The organism is Kribbella endophytica (assembly GCF_054781295.1).
Window position 1 is genome coordinate 229,656 of record NZ_BAAGUR010000005.1, and the last position, 14,309, is coordinate 243,964.

9 protein-coding genes are annotated in these 14,309 nt (G+C 69.6%); 2 read left to right on the top strand and 7 right to left on the bottom strand.

Translation table 11 applies throughout. The features are described 5' to 3' along the window. Positions 1 to 6: 6 nt before the first annotated feature. From ACYVIO_RS37060 to ACYVIO_RS37070, 3 genes are read right to left on the bottom strand one after another with little or no spacing between them, the layout of a single operon-like run. Positions 7 to 1,005, bottom strand: coding sequence for an ABC transporter permease (locus ACYVIO_RS37060; protein ID WP_460655664.1), 999 nt, complete (start codon positions 1,003 to 1,005; stop codon positions 7 to 9). Positions 1,006 to 1,008: 3 nt separating this feature from the next. After that, on the bottom strand, positions 1,009 to 3,003 hold the full coding sequence (locus tag ACYVIO_RS37065) for an ABC transporter substrate-binding protein (RefSeq protein ID WP_460655665.1): 1,995 nt from the start codon (positions 3,001 to 3,003) through the stop codon (positions 1,009 to 1,011). Between the two features lie 21 nt (positions 3,004 to 3,024). Then, positions 3,025 to 5,427: an Ig-like domain-containing protein gene (locus tag ACYVIO_RS37070; RefSeq protein ID WP_460655666.1), complete on the bottom strand. Its 2,403-nt coding sequence runs from the start codon at positions 5,425 to 5,427 to the stop codon at positions 3,025 to 3,027. Between the two features lie 287 nt (positions 5,428 to 5,714). Between ACYVIO_RS37070 and ACYVIO_RS37075 the strand changes: the two genes are divergently transcribed. Beyond that, on the top strand, positions 5,715 to 7,574 hold the full coding sequence (locus tag ACYVIO_RS37075) for a glycoside hydrolase family 127 protein (RefSeq protein WP_460655667.1): 1,860 nt from the start codon (positions 5,715 to 5,717) through the stop codon (positions 7,572 to 7,574). An 8-nt stretch (positions 7,575 to 7,582) separates the two neighbouring features. Here the strand turns inward: ACYVIO_RS37075 and ACYVIO_RS37080 are convergent, their stop codons facing one another. Next, a complete protein-coding gene (locus ACYVIO_RS37080) occupies positions 7,583 to 8,590 on the bottom strand; it encodes a sugar-binding transcriptional regulator (RefSeq protein WP_460655668.1) in 1,008 nt (335 codons plus the stop codon). Positions 8,591 to 8,711: 121 nt separating this feature from the next. Between ACYVIO_RS37080 and ACYVIO_RS37085 the strand changes: the two genes are divergently transcribed. After that, on the top strand, positions 8,712 to 11,636 hold the full coding sequence (locus ACYVIO_RS37085) for a glycoside hydrolase family 2 TIM barrel-domain containing protein (protein ID WP_460655669.1): 2,925 nt from the start codon (positions 8,712 to 8,714) through the stop codon (positions 11,634 to 11,636). A gap of 38 nt (positions 11,637 to 11,674) precedes the next feature. Here ACYVIO_RS37085 and sppA read toward each other — a convergent pair whose 3' ends face one another. The 3 genes from sppA to ACYVIO_RS37100 form a co-directional block, all read right to left on the bottom strand. Further along, positions 11,675 to 13,333 carry a signal peptide peptidase SppA gene (sppA, locus tag ACYVIO_RS37090; protein ID WP_460655670.1) on the bottom strand — a complete coding sequence of 553 codons (1,659 nt, stop codon included), beginning with the start codon at positions 13,331 to 13,333 and terminating at the stop codon, positions 11,675 to 11,677. Between the two features lie 30 nt (positions 13,334 to 13,363). Continuing rightward, on the bottom strand, positions 13,364 to 13,795 hold the full coding sequence (locus tag ACYVIO_RS37095) for a DUF2550 domain-containing protein (RefSeq protein ID WP_344179057.1): 432 nt from the start codon (positions 13,793 to 13,795) through the stop codon (positions 13,364 to 13,366). 104 nt (positions 13,796 to 13,899) lie between these two features. After that, positions 13,900 to 14,304: a F0F1 ATP synthase subunit epsilon gene (locus ACYVIO_RS37100; protein WP_460655671.1), complete on the bottom strand. Its 405-nt coding sequence runs from the start codon at positions 14,302 to 14,304 to the stop codon at positions 13,900 to 13,902. Positions 14,305 to 14,309 lie beyond the last annotated feature (5 nt).

Below are 14,309 nucleotides of genomic sequence, written 5' to 3' on the forward strand. Positions count from 1 at the left end.
CCTGGCCTACCCCTTCTGGAACCGGGCACGGATCCGCGGATCCCACCAGGCGAGTGCGAGGTCGCTGAGCATCGTGCCGACGACGGTGAGCGCGCTGAGGATCAGCACGAAGCTGCCGACCAGGTACATGTCCTGGCTCTTCACCGCGCCGAGCAGCAACGGTCCGGACGTCGGCAGGCTCATCACGACCGACACGATCGTCTCGCCGCTGATCAGGCCCGGGAGCAGCCAGCCGACGGTGCTGAAAAACGGGCTGAGCGACATCCGGACCGGATACTTGAGCAGCAGCTTCCACTCCGGCAGGCCCTTGGCGCGCGCGGTCGCGACGTACGGCTTGTGCAGCTCGTCGAGCAGGTTCGCCCGGGTGATCCGGATCAGGCCGGCGGTGCCGGCCACCCCGACCACGACGATCGGGATCCACAGGTGCGACACGAGGTCGATCACCTTGCCCAGGTTCCAGGCCGCGTCGGCGTACTCCGGGGAGAACAGCCCACCGACGCTCTGGCCGAAGTACCGGAAGCCGACGTACATCATCACCAGCGCGAGCATGAACTCCGGCACGGCCATCCCGATGAAGCCGAGGAACGAGGCGAAGTAGTCGCCGGGAGAGTACTGCCGCAGCGCGCTGTAGATGCCGATCGGGAACGCGATCGCCCAGACGAACAGCAGGCTGGCCAGCGACAGCACGATCGAGAGCAGCACCCGGTTGCCGATCAGGCTGGCCACCGACTGGTTCCACGCGAACGACTGGCCGAGGTCGCCGCGCAGGACGACCCCGGAGATCCACTTCAGGTACTGGACCAGGAACGGCTGGTCCAGCCCGTAGTGCCGCTTCAGCTCGGCGATCTGCGAGTCCGGGATGTCCTGCCCGCGGGCCTCGGCGTTCCGAATCACCGTGGTGGTGTAGTCGCCCGGCGGCAGCTTGATGACGACGAAGGTGACGAACGAGATCGCCGCCAGCGTCACCACCATCCAGCCGAGCCGGCGCAGCAGGAACCTGAACATCGGCTACTGCCCGATCGCGAACTGCTCGGGATGCGACAGGCCCGGCGCGACCGCCTCGACCATCTTCTCCGGCACGTTGTGGAAGTCGTTCTTGACCACCCCGAAGGTGTTCGGCACGGAGCTGATGCCGATGTAGTAGAACTGGTCGGCCGCGATCTGCAGCACCTGCTTGCCCAGGTCGAGCGCCTTGGCGGCGTCCGGTTCCTGACGGCCCTGGGTGAACAGCTCGAGCTGCTTCTTCACCTCGGCCGGGGGCTCGGTGCCCTTCTTACCCTTGGACTGGTACCACTGCGCCCACGGGATCGCGTACCGCGCGCTGCCGTCGTTGGTCGGCACGTAGTAGTGGTCGCCTCCGGTGCCGGTCGGCAGCAGGAACACTCCACCGGTCCAGGTCCCGGCGTCGTGATCGTTGGCCTGGACGCGTTCCTTGTAGAGGTCCTCGCTGATCGCCTGCGTGCGCAGCTCGATCCCGACCGCGCGCCAGCGCTTCTTGACGAACTCGATCGCCTCGACATGGTCCGGGAACGACTCGCTGACCATCACGGTGACCGCGACCGGCTTGCCGTCCGCGCCGAGCCGGCGGCCGTCCGGCGCCTTCTTGGTCAGCCCGGCGGCGTCCAGGTGCTCGTTGGCCTTGGCGACGTCGAAGGCGAGGTGCTGGGTGGCCAGCTGCTCGTTGTAGAACGGCGAGGTCTTCGGCGGCGCGCACTGCCAGGGCTCGCCCTGGCCGGCGTACACGGCGTCGATGACCTCCTTGCGGTTGATCGCGTACGACAGGCCGACGCGGAAGTCCTTGTTGGAGAAGAGCGCCCGCTTGACCGGGTCCTTGTGGACCATGTTGATGCCGATGATCATCGTGTTGGTCAGCTGCGTCGGCACCTCGAAGATCCGGTAGCCGCCCTTGTCCCGGTTCTGCGCGACCACCGGCTTGTTCTGCGGCGTCCCGAAGTTGCGGTACTGCATGCCGAACTCGCCGTTCATCACCTTGAGCAGCTCGACCTGTGCGTCCTGGACCACCTCGACCCGGCAGGCGTCGATGTAGGGCAGCTGGCGGCCGGCGTCGTCGACCTTCCAGTAGTACGGGTTGCGGGTCAGCGTGACCGCGGAGCCCTTGCCCAGCCCGGTGGTCACCTTCCACGGCGCCAGCGTCGGCTGGTCCGGGTTGGTGAAGACGTTCTGCTTCTGGGTGAACAGGTCGGTCCAGCTGCCGACGCCGGCCTTCTTCGCGGCCGCGACCACACCGGGGTTGTACTTCTTGTGGAACTGCTGGAAGTAGTGCTTCGGCAGCAGCATCCCGTACGGGCCCTCGCGCAGGAACGTGGCGTCGGCGATCTGGCTGAGCAGGGACGGCTGCGGCGCGGTGTAGGTGAACCGTACGGTGCGCTCGTCGACCTTCTCGATCGTGGCCAGCTTCTCGGTGTCCGGCGACAGGTAGACGTCGTAGATGCCGTCGGGGTGCAGGTCCTTGTCGCAGGAGACCTCGAGGATCGCGAACAGCATGTCGTCGGCGGTGCAGGGCTTGCCGTCGGACCACTTCAGGCCGTCGCGCAGGGCGAAGGTGAACACCTTGCTCTCGGCATCGACCGTGTACTCGCAGACGTTCGCCTCGATCTCGTCGTACCCGGGCTTGCCGGTGCGGTCCGGCTTCCAGCGCACCTCCGGCTCGTACGCCAGCGCGTACCAGAGCCACTGGGTGTCCTCCTGGGTGAGCATCGCCGAGCGCCACGTTCCGCCGTACACGGCCTTGCCCTGCAGGGGCTTGATCACCGGCGGGTTCTTCGGCAGCCGCTCGGCGAGCGGTGGCAGCGAGCCCTTGTCCACCAGGGCCTTGAGCATCGGCGACTCCTTCTCGCCGGCGGTCGCGACCTGGGCGCCGGACCCGGCCGGCTTGGTGTCGAAGAAGCTGCAGCCGGGCACCGTCGCGACGGCCAGCAGCCCGAGGCCGCCCTGCAAAAACCTGCGCCGGTCGAGCCGACGGTCCTGCGTCCCTCTGGACATCTCTACTCCCTGGTCTCGGGTCTACTGCTCGACCGTGATCGCGCTGAACCGCGCGGTGCCGTAGTCGACGAGGCCGTTGCTCTCGCGGCCGCCGTCGATGGCGAATCCGATGTAGAAGGTCCGGCTCGGCATCACCAGCCGCTCGTAACCGAACCGGTCCCACTTCGTCTTGTCGGTGGAGATGAAGGCCTCGAACTCGACCTCTCTGGCCTGCGGGCGCTCGCGGCGCAGCAGACGCAGCCAGTACTGCTTGGTCGGGTCGAGGTACTCGTCCTCGGTCCACGGCCACGGGCCGACGCTCGGCATCAGGCCGTCGGTCTGCATCCGGATCGCCTGGGCCTTCATACCGCCGTCATCAGTGACACCGGTCAGGCCGCCGTCGTCGTTGATCGTGCCGAGCCCACCCGCGACGCCGAAGCCGATCCCGCCGTACATGAACGGTGCGGCCGGGTCGAGGCTGTCGCGGATCATCAGTCCCGCGGTCAGCCCGTTGGCGACCTTGTTCAGCGAGTCGAGCCGAGCGGTGATCTGGGAGACCGCGCCCTCGTCGCCGACGCGCAGCTTGCGGTACACGTAGTGGAAGGTGCTGGTCCGGCCCAGGATCCGGCCGGAGCCCTTGATCGTCAGGATCCCGCCGTCGAGGCTGCCCGATCCCTGGACCGGCGGCTTGCCGATCGACGTCGACGTCCAGCTCGGCGTACCGGCCTGCAGGTTGACGTGGGCCGGTACGGCGGCCGACTGTGTCGCCGTCCCGTTCCGGTCGGTCGCCCGGGCGGTCAGCCAGTAGGTGCCATCAGCAACATTCTTCCAGCTGACCCGGTACGGCGCTGTGGTGGCGGTGCCGATCAGCTGGTCACCGGCGAAGAACTCCACCTTGGCCAGCTGACCACCTTTGGCGGGAGCCGCGTCCGCCTCGAGCGTGACGGTCGGCGCGGTCCGCTTGGCGATCACCTGGTTGTTCGTCGGGCTGGTCAACCGCACCGACGGGCTGCCGACCGGGTCCGGCACGATCGAGTTGAGGTAGTTCTCCAGGTAGGTGTAGCCGTTCGGGGCGAGCTTCTGCGCGTCGGTCGGGTCGTTCGGGTCCAGCCCGTTGGCCTGCTCCCACCAGTCCGGAATGCCGTCGTGGTCGGAGTCGAGCGGAGCCTCCGTCGTCACCAGCGACGGGAACCCACCGACCTCCTTCTGCGAGTTGATCAGCCGACCGGTGCCGTTGCGGACGTCGTTGACGATCCGGGCGTCGGCCGCGTCGCGGCGCGGGAGGATCGCGCCGACGTTCGCGAGCACCGCCTCGTACGCCTTGGTGGCCGGCTCGACGGCGACCTGCTCGGTCAGCGCGAACGGCTGGTCGAGCTCGTTGATGCCGCCGATCGGGTAGCGGATGCCGCGGCGGTTGTGCGCGGTGACGTCGGGGTGGCCGTCGACGTGGTTGCCGCCGACGTACCAGGCGCCGCCCCGGTTGGCCGAGAGCACCACCGGCGCGACCTCGGTCAGTGTGGTCGGGCCGGGCTTGTAGTAGTTGCCGACGATGTTGATGCCGTTGGACCACTCGCCGCCGTACACGGAGGTGTAACCGTGGTCGTAGATCACGTTGTTGCAGTAGTCGACCTCGAGGTTGATGCCCTCGGTGTAGCCGAACCGTGGCTGCCGGCCGCCCTGGTGGGCGATCAGGTTGTGGTGGTACGTGTTCTGCTGACCGCCCCAGATGCCGCCGTACCCGTGCCGGTTCTTCGGGTGCGTCGACAGCGCGAGTCCCTCGGCGACGATGCACCACTGGACCGTCACGTCGTAATTCCCGTACGGCGACAGGCACTCGTCGACGGCCCAGCTGAAGCTGCAGTGGTCGATCACCAGGTTGCGGATCTCGGGGCTGACCGAGCCCGGGACGTTGGTGTTGAACGCGTCGTCGGCGACCGCGTTGGCGTCGCCGAGCCGGAACCGCAGGTAGCGGATCACGATGTCGTGCGCACCGCCCTTGATGCCGGTGGAGTGGCCGGTCAGGCAGATGCCGCCGCCTGGAGCGGTCTGGCCGGCGATCGTGAGGTTGTTCCCGGCGATGAGTAGCTGGGACTCCAGCTGGATGGTGCCGGAGACGCGGAAGACCACGGTCCGGTCGGACGCGGAGACCGCGTCGCGCAGGGAGCCCGGGCCGGAGTCGTTCAGGGTGGTGACTTCGTAGACGGTTCCGCCGCGGCCGCCCTTGGACCACTTGCCGGCGCCCTCGGCGCCGGGGAAGGCGGGGACGCGGTTGTCGGCGGACGCTCGGGGGGCTGCCTGGGCGGTCGGGGTGGCTCCGATGCCGAGCGTGGCAGCCGTGCCGACCGCGGCGGCGGTGCCGACGAAGCCGCGGCGCGTCCAGCCGGTGGGTGCGGTGGTGGCTGTGGCGGTGGTGCGGGCTTCGGCTTCGGTGGAGATTTCGGTCATCTAACGCCTCACTTCTCGCCGGGGGCGGCACTGAGCGAGCCTGCCGGGGCGGACAGCTGATGAATATCTAGTCATTACCGAATGAAATCGCGCCCTCATGGTCACGGAGGTAACGCGAGCATGTCAAGAGCGTGACGACGACCGGCTTCGGACGCCGGATTCCTTGGTAGCAATCGTTTGCACGAGCCCTTGCAGTGGTCTTGGGGTCACGGCTACGATCCCGGCCAGCCCTGCTCCCGACGACTGCTCACCCCACGGTCGCGCCGAACGGAAGGTGCTCATTCGCCATGCCCTCATCCCAGTTACCCGCCGTCGCGCCGGTCGCGGCGACGGCGCTTCGGCCGCTTCCGCTCGGCGCCGCGACCATCACCGGCGGCTTCTGGTTCGACCGGCAGGAGATCAACCGCAAGGCGACGATCCCGGCTGCCGGAGAGCGTCTGGAGGAGGCCGCGACGTTACGGAACCTGCGCCGGGCGGCCGGCCACGAGCCCGTCGGCGACGGCTTCCACGGCAAGCCGTTCGCGGACTCCGACGTGTACAAGTGGCTCGAGGCGGTCGCCTGGGAACAGTCCCGTGAGGCCTCCGAGACTCTCGCCGAGTGGCAGACGACCGTCAGCGAACTCGTCGCGGCGGCGCAGGAGCCCGACGGCTACCTCAACTCCCACGTCAGGTTGACGGCGCCCGATCAGCGATTCGCCGATCTGGAGAAGGGCCACGAGCTGTACTGCGCGGGCCACCTCCTACAGGCCGCGGTCGCTCAGTACCGCGCGACCGGCGACCGCACGCTGCTCACGGTCGCGACCCGGTTCGCCGACCTACTCGCCGACTACTTCGGTCCCGGACGCGTCGAAGGCATCGACGGGCACCCGCTGATCGAGATGGCGCTCGTCGAGCTGTACCGCGCGACCGGCACGACGGCGTACCTGGAACTGGCCCGGTACTTCATCGAGGCTCGCGGCCACGGACTGCTGGTTCCGCCGGGGCACCACGGACCGGCGTACTTCCAGGACCACCTGCCGGTGCGGGATGTGCGGATCCTCGCCGGGCACGCCGTACGCGCGCTGTACCTGGCGTCCGGAGCGACCGATGTCGCGGTCGAGACCGGCGACACCGAACTGCTCGACGCGCTGCGGGCGACCTGGCAGACGATGGTCGACAGCCAGGCGTACCTGACCGGAGGCGTCGGGTCGCGCTGGTACGGCGAGGCGTTCGGCGATCCGTTCGAGCTGCCGCCGGACGCGGCGTACTGCGAGACCTGCGCGGCGATCGCGAGCGTGCAGTGGAGCTGGCGGATGCTGCTGGCGACCGGCGAGAGCAAGTACGCCGATCAGCTGGAACGCACGCTGTACAACGCGGTGATCTCCGGCGTCTCGCTGACCGGAGACGAGTTCTTCTACGTGAACACGCTCAAGGTCCGCGACGGCGCGTTCGCCGACGACCAGCGGTCGGCGGTGGGCGGGCGGCAGCCTTGGTACGGGACGGCGTGCTGTCCGCCCAACGTGATGCGGACACTGGCCGCGCTGGACCAGTTGGTTGCCACGTCGGACGATCGTGGGATCCAGCTGCACCTCTACTCCCCCGCGACGATCGTTGCCGAGGTCAACGGCTCACGCGTTGGGCTGGAGATGCGGACGCGGTATCCGTGGCACGGCCGCGTGACGGTTTCGGTGACGCAGTCACCGGAGTCGCCATGGGCGTTGGAGCTGCGGATCCCCGCCTGGGCGGAGGGCTGCACCCTCACGGTCAACGGGGTCGCGGAACCGGTCGAGGCCCTGGGTCAGTCTCTGTCCCTGAAGCGGCAGTGGGCGGCCGGTGATCAAGTGGTGCTGGAGCTGCCGGTGCGTGCTCGACGTACAGCACCTGATGACCGGGTGGATTCGGTACGCGGCTGCGTAGCCATCGAACGAGGACCGTTGGTCTACTGCTTCGAGCAGATCGACCAGTCAGGCGTCGTACTGGATGCAGCTGCAGTCGTCACCGGCGAACTGGTCGAGACCGAGCGGGCTGACTTGCTGGGTGGGATCACGACTGTCGCCGTACCGGCTCGGCGGCGGGATGGTGTCGAGACGACCCTGACCGCGATCCCCTACTACGCCTGGGCCAACCGCTCGGTCGGGCCGATGACCGTGTGGATCGACGCGCGATGACCTGCCACTCAGTCCGCGACGAGCCGCTCTGCCACGGTGCGGTCGGTGATCAGCACGTCGACCCAGCCGCCCAGCAGCGCGGCGCGGATCGCGGCGTACTTGCGCATGCCGCCGGCGACGCCGACGCTGCGCAGGTCGTCGCTGCGCACGCGCGCGGTGGGCAGGCCGAGCACCCGCTGGTCGAGCTCCGACCGCACCGGCTTGCCCTCGGCGTCGAAGAACCGCAGGCAGATGTCGCCGACCGCGCCCTCGTCGCGCAGGACCTTCTGGTCCTCGGCGGAGACGGCGTTGCCGCTCTCCTTCAGCAGCGGCGACGGTTCCAGGCTGCCGATCCCGACCAGCAGCAGGCTGAGCCGCGACCAGGCCTCCATCACCTCGCTGACCACGCCGTCCTTCATCAGCGTCCGCTTCGCGTTGGGGCTGCCGACCAGGCCGGGCACCGGCAGCTGGACGGGCGCGGCGCCGGTGAGGTCCGCGAGCCGGCCAACCAGCCGGGCGGCCTGGGCCTGCGCGGCCGGGTTGCCGACGCCGCCGAGGATCTGGACGACCTCCTCGGCGACCCGGGTCGGCCGCGGGGTCATCGACTCGACCGTGGCCAGCAGCGTCGAGCTCCAGGACGAGATCCCGATCCGGTCGCCGCCGGTGAGCGTGGTCTCCAGGTACACGGCCGCGGCCGCGCCGAGCGCCGGGATGATGTGCGCGTCGTCCTCGCCGCTGGCGTCGACGACGATCACCTCGCGCAGTCCGTACCGCTGCTCGACGGCGTCCTCCAGCTCGGTGTGCACGCCGCCGGGCGGGATCACGACGGTCCGGACGATGCCGGCGACGACCGCCTGCTTGAGCAGCCGGGAGACGCGCGGCTGCGAGATGTGCAGCTGGGCTGCGATCTGCGGCTGCCGGACGCCCTGCTCGTGGTAGAGCTTCGCGACCTTGGTGAGCAGCCGGAGGTGATCGGCGGAGGGCTGCCGCTGGATGCGCGCCCGCCCACCGGCCGGGCCCACGTTCGCCGTCGTCATGCTCGTTCGTCCCTCACTCGGAGACCGGCCGGACCATGTCACAGCCGGTGTCGTGCGTGACCGAGCGTGCATGGACCAGACGTTGCTGAATAGCTATTCCGAGCCTACCGCGAGGAGCACGATGACCTACTACGAGGATCCGGGCCCCGGGTACGGCGCGCTGCCGCCGCGGGCCGCCGTACGGTCGGACGCACCCCGGCTGAGCCTGAACGGGACCTGGCGGTTCCACCTGGCCGAGTCGGTCGCGCAGGCGCCGGCCGGGTTCGAGCGGGAGGACTTCGACGATTCCGGCTGGGACCGGATCGCGGTCCCGTCGAGCTGGCCGATGCACGGGCACGGGCGTCCGGCGTACACGAACCAGCCGTACCCGTTCCCGGTCGATCCGCCGTACGTGCCGGACGAGAACCCGACCGGCGACCACCGGCTGGTCTTCGAGCTGCCGGAGACGTGGGACGAGCTGTCCGCCGTACTGCGGTTCGACGGCGTGGACTCGTGCGGGCGGTTCTACCTGAACGGGGTGGAGCTGGGCGTCAGCCGGGGCAGCCGGATGCCGGTGGAGTTCGACGTCAGCGGCGTGTTGCGTCCGGGGCGGAACGTGCTGGCGGTCCGGGTGCACCAGTGGTCGTCGGGCAGCTACCTCGAGGACCAGGACATGTGGTGGCTGCCGGGGATCTTTCGTGACGTGACGCTGATCGCCCGGCCCGAGGGCGGAGTGCCGGACGTGTTCGTGCACGCTGACTACGACCACCGCACCGGGACCGGGACGCTGCTGGTCGAATCGGTGCCGGGGGCAACGGTCCGGATCCCCGAGCTCGGAGTCCGGACCGAGGCCGGACAGGCGGTGACGATTCCCGGGATCGAGCCGTGGTCCGCCGAGGTACCGCGCCTGTACGACGTACTGGTGACGACCGCGGCCGAGACCGTCGAGCTGGCGGTCGGGTTCCGGACGGTCGCGATCGAGGACGGCGTGCTGACCGTGAACGGGCGGCGAGTGCTGTTCCACGGGGTCAACCGGCACGAGCACGATCCTGTGCTCGGCCGCGTCGTACCTGAGCAGCGGCTGCGGCAGGAGCTGCTGGTGATGAAGCAGCACAACATCAACGCGATCCGGACCAGCCACTACCCGCCGGACTCGCGGCTGCTGGCGCTCTGCGACGAGCTCGGGTTCTGGGTGATGGACGAGTGCGACTACGAGACGCACGGGTTCTTCCTGCTCGGCTGGCGCGGCAACCCGGCCGACGACCCGCGGTTCGAGGCCGCGTCGCTGGACCGGATGCGGCGGCTGGTCGAGCGGGACAAGAACCACCCGAGCGTGATCATGTGGTCGCTCGGCAACGAGGCCGGCACCGGGCGGAACCTGGACGCGATGGCCGCGTGGACCAAGGAGCGCGATCCGTCGCGGCCGGTGCACTACGAGGGCGATCTGACGTGCGCGTCGGTGGATGTCTACAGCCGGATGTACGCGTCGCACGCCGAGGTGGAGGCGATCGGGCGGCGGGCCGAGGAGGCGTTGGACGATCCCTTGCTGGACGCGCGGCGAAGGGCCATGCCGTTCGTGCTGTGCGAGTACTCGCATGCCGGAGGCAACGGTCCGGGCGGGCTGCCGGAGTACGAGGAGCTGTTCCACCGGTACCCGCGGTGCCAGGGCGGGTTCCTGTGGGAGTGGATGGAGCACGGGATCGCGCGGCCGGGTGGTGGGTACGCGTACGGCGGTGAGTTCGGGGAGGAGTTGCACGACGGGACTTACGTGCTGGACGGGCTGGTGTTCCCGGATCTGACGCCGCAGCCTGTGCTGTTGGAGGTGCGGAAGGCGTTCGAGCCGGTGCTGCTGACCGTGGAGGAGGGGGTGTTGCGGGTTGCGAACAAGTACGACTTCGTCGACACGTCGCATCTCGCGCTGCAGTGGTCGGTGGCTGACGACGGGGTGGTCGTGGCGCGTGGGGTGTTGGCGATGCCGGTGGTGGAGTCCGGGGCGGAGGCGACGGTGGAGTTGCCGAAGCTCGATCTGCCGGGGAGGTACGGCGAGCGGTGGTTGACCGTTCGGGCGACGCTGGTGGCTGATGCGGCCTGGGCTGCGGCGGGGCATGAGGTGGCGTTCGGTCAGGCGCAGCTCGGGGCCGGCGTGGGGTCTGTGGTGGCGAGCTCGCTTCGGGCGGCGGCTGCGGCGGCGCCTTCGGGGGCGGTGGCCTCAGAGGCGGTGGCCTCGGCGACGGCTTCAGAGGCGGTGGCTTCGGGTGGGGCTGCGCTGATGCTGGGGCCTGGGCGGTTCGACGTACGGACTGGGCGGTTGGTCGGGCTCGGCGAGTGGGAGGTCGAGCATGTGCCACTGGAGTTGTGGCGGGCGCCGACGCAGCATGACGCGCGGACCTGGGATGCGACGACTCTGGATCGGAAGGCGCGGTGGGCGGCGGCTGGGCTGCACCGGTTGCGGTACCGGACTGTGTCGGTGGAGCTGGTGGGTGATGAGCTGACCGTCGTCACCAGAGTTGGGGCGGCCGCGATCGACGCCGGCGTGCTCACGACGTACCGGTGGAGTGTGGACGACGACCGGCTGACCGCTGAGGTCGAGGTCGAGCCGGTGGGTGACTGGACGGTGCCGTGGGCTCGGGTGGGTGCTTCGTTCGGGTTGCCGCGTGGGTTTCGGGAGGTCAGCTGGTTCGGGCTCGGGCCCGGGCCGGCGTACCCGGACTCTCGCGCCGCTGCTCGGGTCGGGCGGTACAGCGCGACTGTGGAGGAGCTGCAGGTTCAGTATCTGTATCCGCAGGAGAACGGGGCTCGGGGTGAGGTGCGCTGGGCAGAGCTGTCCGGACCTGCCGGGCTGTTGAGGGTGTCGGGCGATCCGGCCTTCGCAATGACGGTACGGCGGTGGACCACGGCTGAGCTGGCGGCGGCCGATCACCCGGAGGACCTCGTGCCGGGTGATCACGTCTGGCTGACCGTCGACGCGTTGCAACACGGCCTCGGCAGCCCGACCAGCGGCGCCCCGATCCTGCCGGCCCACGATCTGCAGCCACGATCGCACCGCTTCCAGATCACCTTCGGGTAAGCACCGAGGACTCCGCCGGGCCCAGGCAGCTCGGCGGGTCAGCCGATCTGCCAGGTGAGCGGCATGCTCAGGGTGCCGGTGGGCGGTAGGCCCAAGGCCGTGAAGACAGAAGCGGCGACGCCGTCGATCGACAGGGGCTGGCTGGTGACGGCCAGGTCCTCGGTGGAGGTCGGCGGGCGGAGGCGGTCGAGGAAGGACCGGCTGGGCACGGTTGCGAGGGCGATCTCGTCGCGGTCCAGACCGGCCCGCGCGCAGGCGAGCTGCAGCGCGTGCTCGAACCCGCCGAGCTCGTCGACCAGGCCGCGCTCGTGAGCGTCGGCACCGGTCCAGACCCGGCCGCGGGCCAGGGCCTCCAACGCGTCGACAGCCAGGCCGCGGTCGTCGGCCGCCTTGGCGACGAAGTCGGTGTAGATCCGGTCGAGCGTCTCCTCCAGCCGCTCCCACTGGGCCGGGGAGAACTCCTCCTGCGCCGAGTACATCCGGGCGTTCTCGCCCTCCGACACGGCCTGCTGGGTGATCCCGATCCGCCCGAGCGCGTCCCGTACGACGCCCTTCCCGGACAGCACGCCGATCGACCCGGTGATCGTCCCCGGCTGCGCGACGATCACCTCGGCCGGCATCGCCACGAAGTACCCGCCGGACGCCGCGACGCTGCCCATCGACGCGATCACCGGCTTCCCGGTCGCGCGCAGCCGCAGCACCTCGAACCGGATCGCGTCGGAGGCGACGTACGAACCACCCGGGCTGTCGATCCGCAGTACGACGGCCTTGACCTTCTCGTCGTCGGCGGCCGCCCGCAGCGCGGCCGTGACGGTGTCCGAGCCGGTCCGCGGACCGCCGAGCGGCCCACCACCGGAGTTCCGGCCGACGGTGATGCCGCCGGTGACCCGGATGACCGCGACCACCGGCTTCGGCGGCCACGGGAGGTTGTCGAGCGCGTCGTGCAGCGTCCGCGGCCCGCGCCGCTGGTACCGCTCGACCAGCAGCGGCGTCGTCTCACCGAGCCGCTTCTCCAGCTCGTCGTACACGGCAGAGCGGTACCCGAGCCGATCCACCAGCCCGGCCTCGCGCCCAGCCTCGGCGCTCAGCGGCGCCTGGTCCACCAGCTCGCGGACCTGCTCGACGGTCAGCTCCCGTCCGTCGGCGATCCCCGCCACAATCTGCTCGTACGACGACTCAGCCAGTCGAGACGCCATCTCACGAGCGGGCCCGGTCATCTCCTTCTCGGTGAAGGTGTCGACCGCGGTCTTGTACTCCCGGCGCTTGCCGAACTGCGGGATCACCCCCGCCTTGTCCAGCGCACCCCGGATGAACGTCGCCTGCACCGAGACCCCGGTGATCCCCAGCTCCCCCGACGGCTGCACCCAGATCTCGTCGAACGCCGTCGCCAGGTAGTACGGCACGGTCCCGCCGCCCACCTCACCGAACGACTCGGTCCACGCCACAGCCCGCTTCCCCGAAGCCCGGAACTCGGCCACCGCCGCCCGCAGGTCCTGCACCTGAGCCAACGACAGCGCAGGCCCACCCACGTGCGCGACCAGCCCGACGACGTGCTCGTCTCGAGCCGCCTTGCGCAGGCCGGCGACCAGCTCGCGCAGCGTCGGCAGATGCCGGGCCCGGAAAGCAGCCAGCGGCGAAGCGGGCGCCGTCTCCAGCACACCGCGGGTCAGGTCCAGCTCCAGCAAGATGCCCGTCATACCCCGACCCTAGACGGCCGGGGCAAGGCTCTAGTGGTACGTCTGGCTGCTGGGGGGTGCGGATTCCATCCAGGCCAGTACGCCGGTGAGGGCTTCCTCGGTCATCGCGAAGTGGACCGTGCGGTCGCGGAGCTCGGCGTCGACGATCACGTGACCGGCGTACGTCACCAAAGGCTCGTTGCCGACCGGGCGGCGGGTGGTGACGCCCTGGAGCTGGCGGCGGTTCACGACCAGCTTCGGCCACCAGGCCAGGCTGAAGACCCGGAACCACTGGAGGTCGTCGCCGACGTACCGGGCCAAGCCGAGCGCCCAGCCGCGGCCGTGGTCCTTCTCGGCGAGTTGGAGGCTGCAATCGAACGTGCCGCCGTCCCTGGACAACCAGCGACGACGGCACGCGAAAGCGACTACCAGCAGTACGGCAGCAAGGAAACAGACCCCGACCACATCGAGGACTGTCCTCATATGCCGACCTCATTCCTGATGCCGGCGACTGAGCGGCACCTACTCCGAACCAGCTGGCCCAGAACCGTACTGACTGTGACGATGTTCAATTATTGCAGGTGTGGTCAGGACACCTGTTCGGCGGCCCGCACTCTGGCCTCGGCCAGGCGGACCAGCTCCTGCTCGTCGGCACTGTCGGTGCCGGCGGCCTGAGCCTGCTCGAGGGCGCGCTTGGCTTCCTCGAGATCGATGTCGTGACCCATCTCGGCGTTCTCGGCCAGGATCGAAACCCGGTCGTTCGCCACCGAGATGAACCCGTCCGGTGCGGCGGCGACGAAGTACTCGTCGTCGAGGGTCCGCACCTGGACGGTACCGCCCTGCAGCAGTCCCAGCAGCGGGGCGTGGCCCGGGAGGATGCCGACGTCGCCGTCGGTGGTGCGGGCGATGACGATCTTCGCCTGCCCCTCCCAGACCACCCGCTCGGCCGCGACCAGCGCGACCTCGAGGTGCTTGCCGGTGTCCTCGGCCATCAGAT

What these genes read in the sequence shown, in the direction of transcription:
- ACYVIO_RS37075 (WP_460655667.1), top strand. Translation starts at nt 5,715, where the DNA reads ATGCCCTCATCCCAGTTACCCGCCGTCGCGCCGGTCGCGGCGACGGCG.
- ACYVIO_RS37065 (WP_460655665.1), bottom strand. Translation starts at nt 3,003, where the DNA reads ATGTCCAGAGGGACGCAGGACCGTCGGCTCGACCGGCGCAGGTTTTTG.
- ACYVIO_RS37095 (WP_344179057.1), bottom strand. Translation starts at nt 13,795, where the DNA reads ATGAGGACAGTCCTCGATGTGGTCGGGGTCTGTTTCCTTGCTGCCGTA.
- ACYVIO_RS37070 (WP_460655666.1), bottom strand. Translation starts at nt 5,427, where the DNA reads ATGACCGAAATCTCCACCGAAGCCGAAGCCCGCACCACCGCCACAGCC.
- ACYVIO_RS37080 (WP_460655668.1), bottom strand. Translation starts at nt 8,590, where the DNA reads ATGACGACGGCGAACGTGGGCCCGGCCGGTGGGCGGGCGCGCATCCAG.
- ACYVIO_RS37085 (WP_460655669.1), top strand. Translation starts at nt 8,712, where the DNA reads ATGACCTACTACGAGGATCCGGGCCCCGGGTACGGCGCGCTGCCGCCG.
- ACYVIO_RS37060 (WP_460655664.1), bottom strand. Translation starts at nt 1,005, where the DNA reads ATGTTCAGGTTCCTGCTGCGCCGGCTCGGCTGGATGGTGGTGACGCTG.
- sppA (WP_460655670.1), bottom strand. Translation starts at nt 13,333, where the DNA reads ATGACGGGCATCTTGCTGGAGCTGGACCTGACCCGCGGTGTGCTGGAG.
- ACYVIO_RS37100 (WP_460655671.1), bottom strand. Translation starts at nt 14,304, where the DNA reads ATGGCCGAGGACACCGGCAAGCACCTCGAGGTCGCGCTGGTCGCGGCC.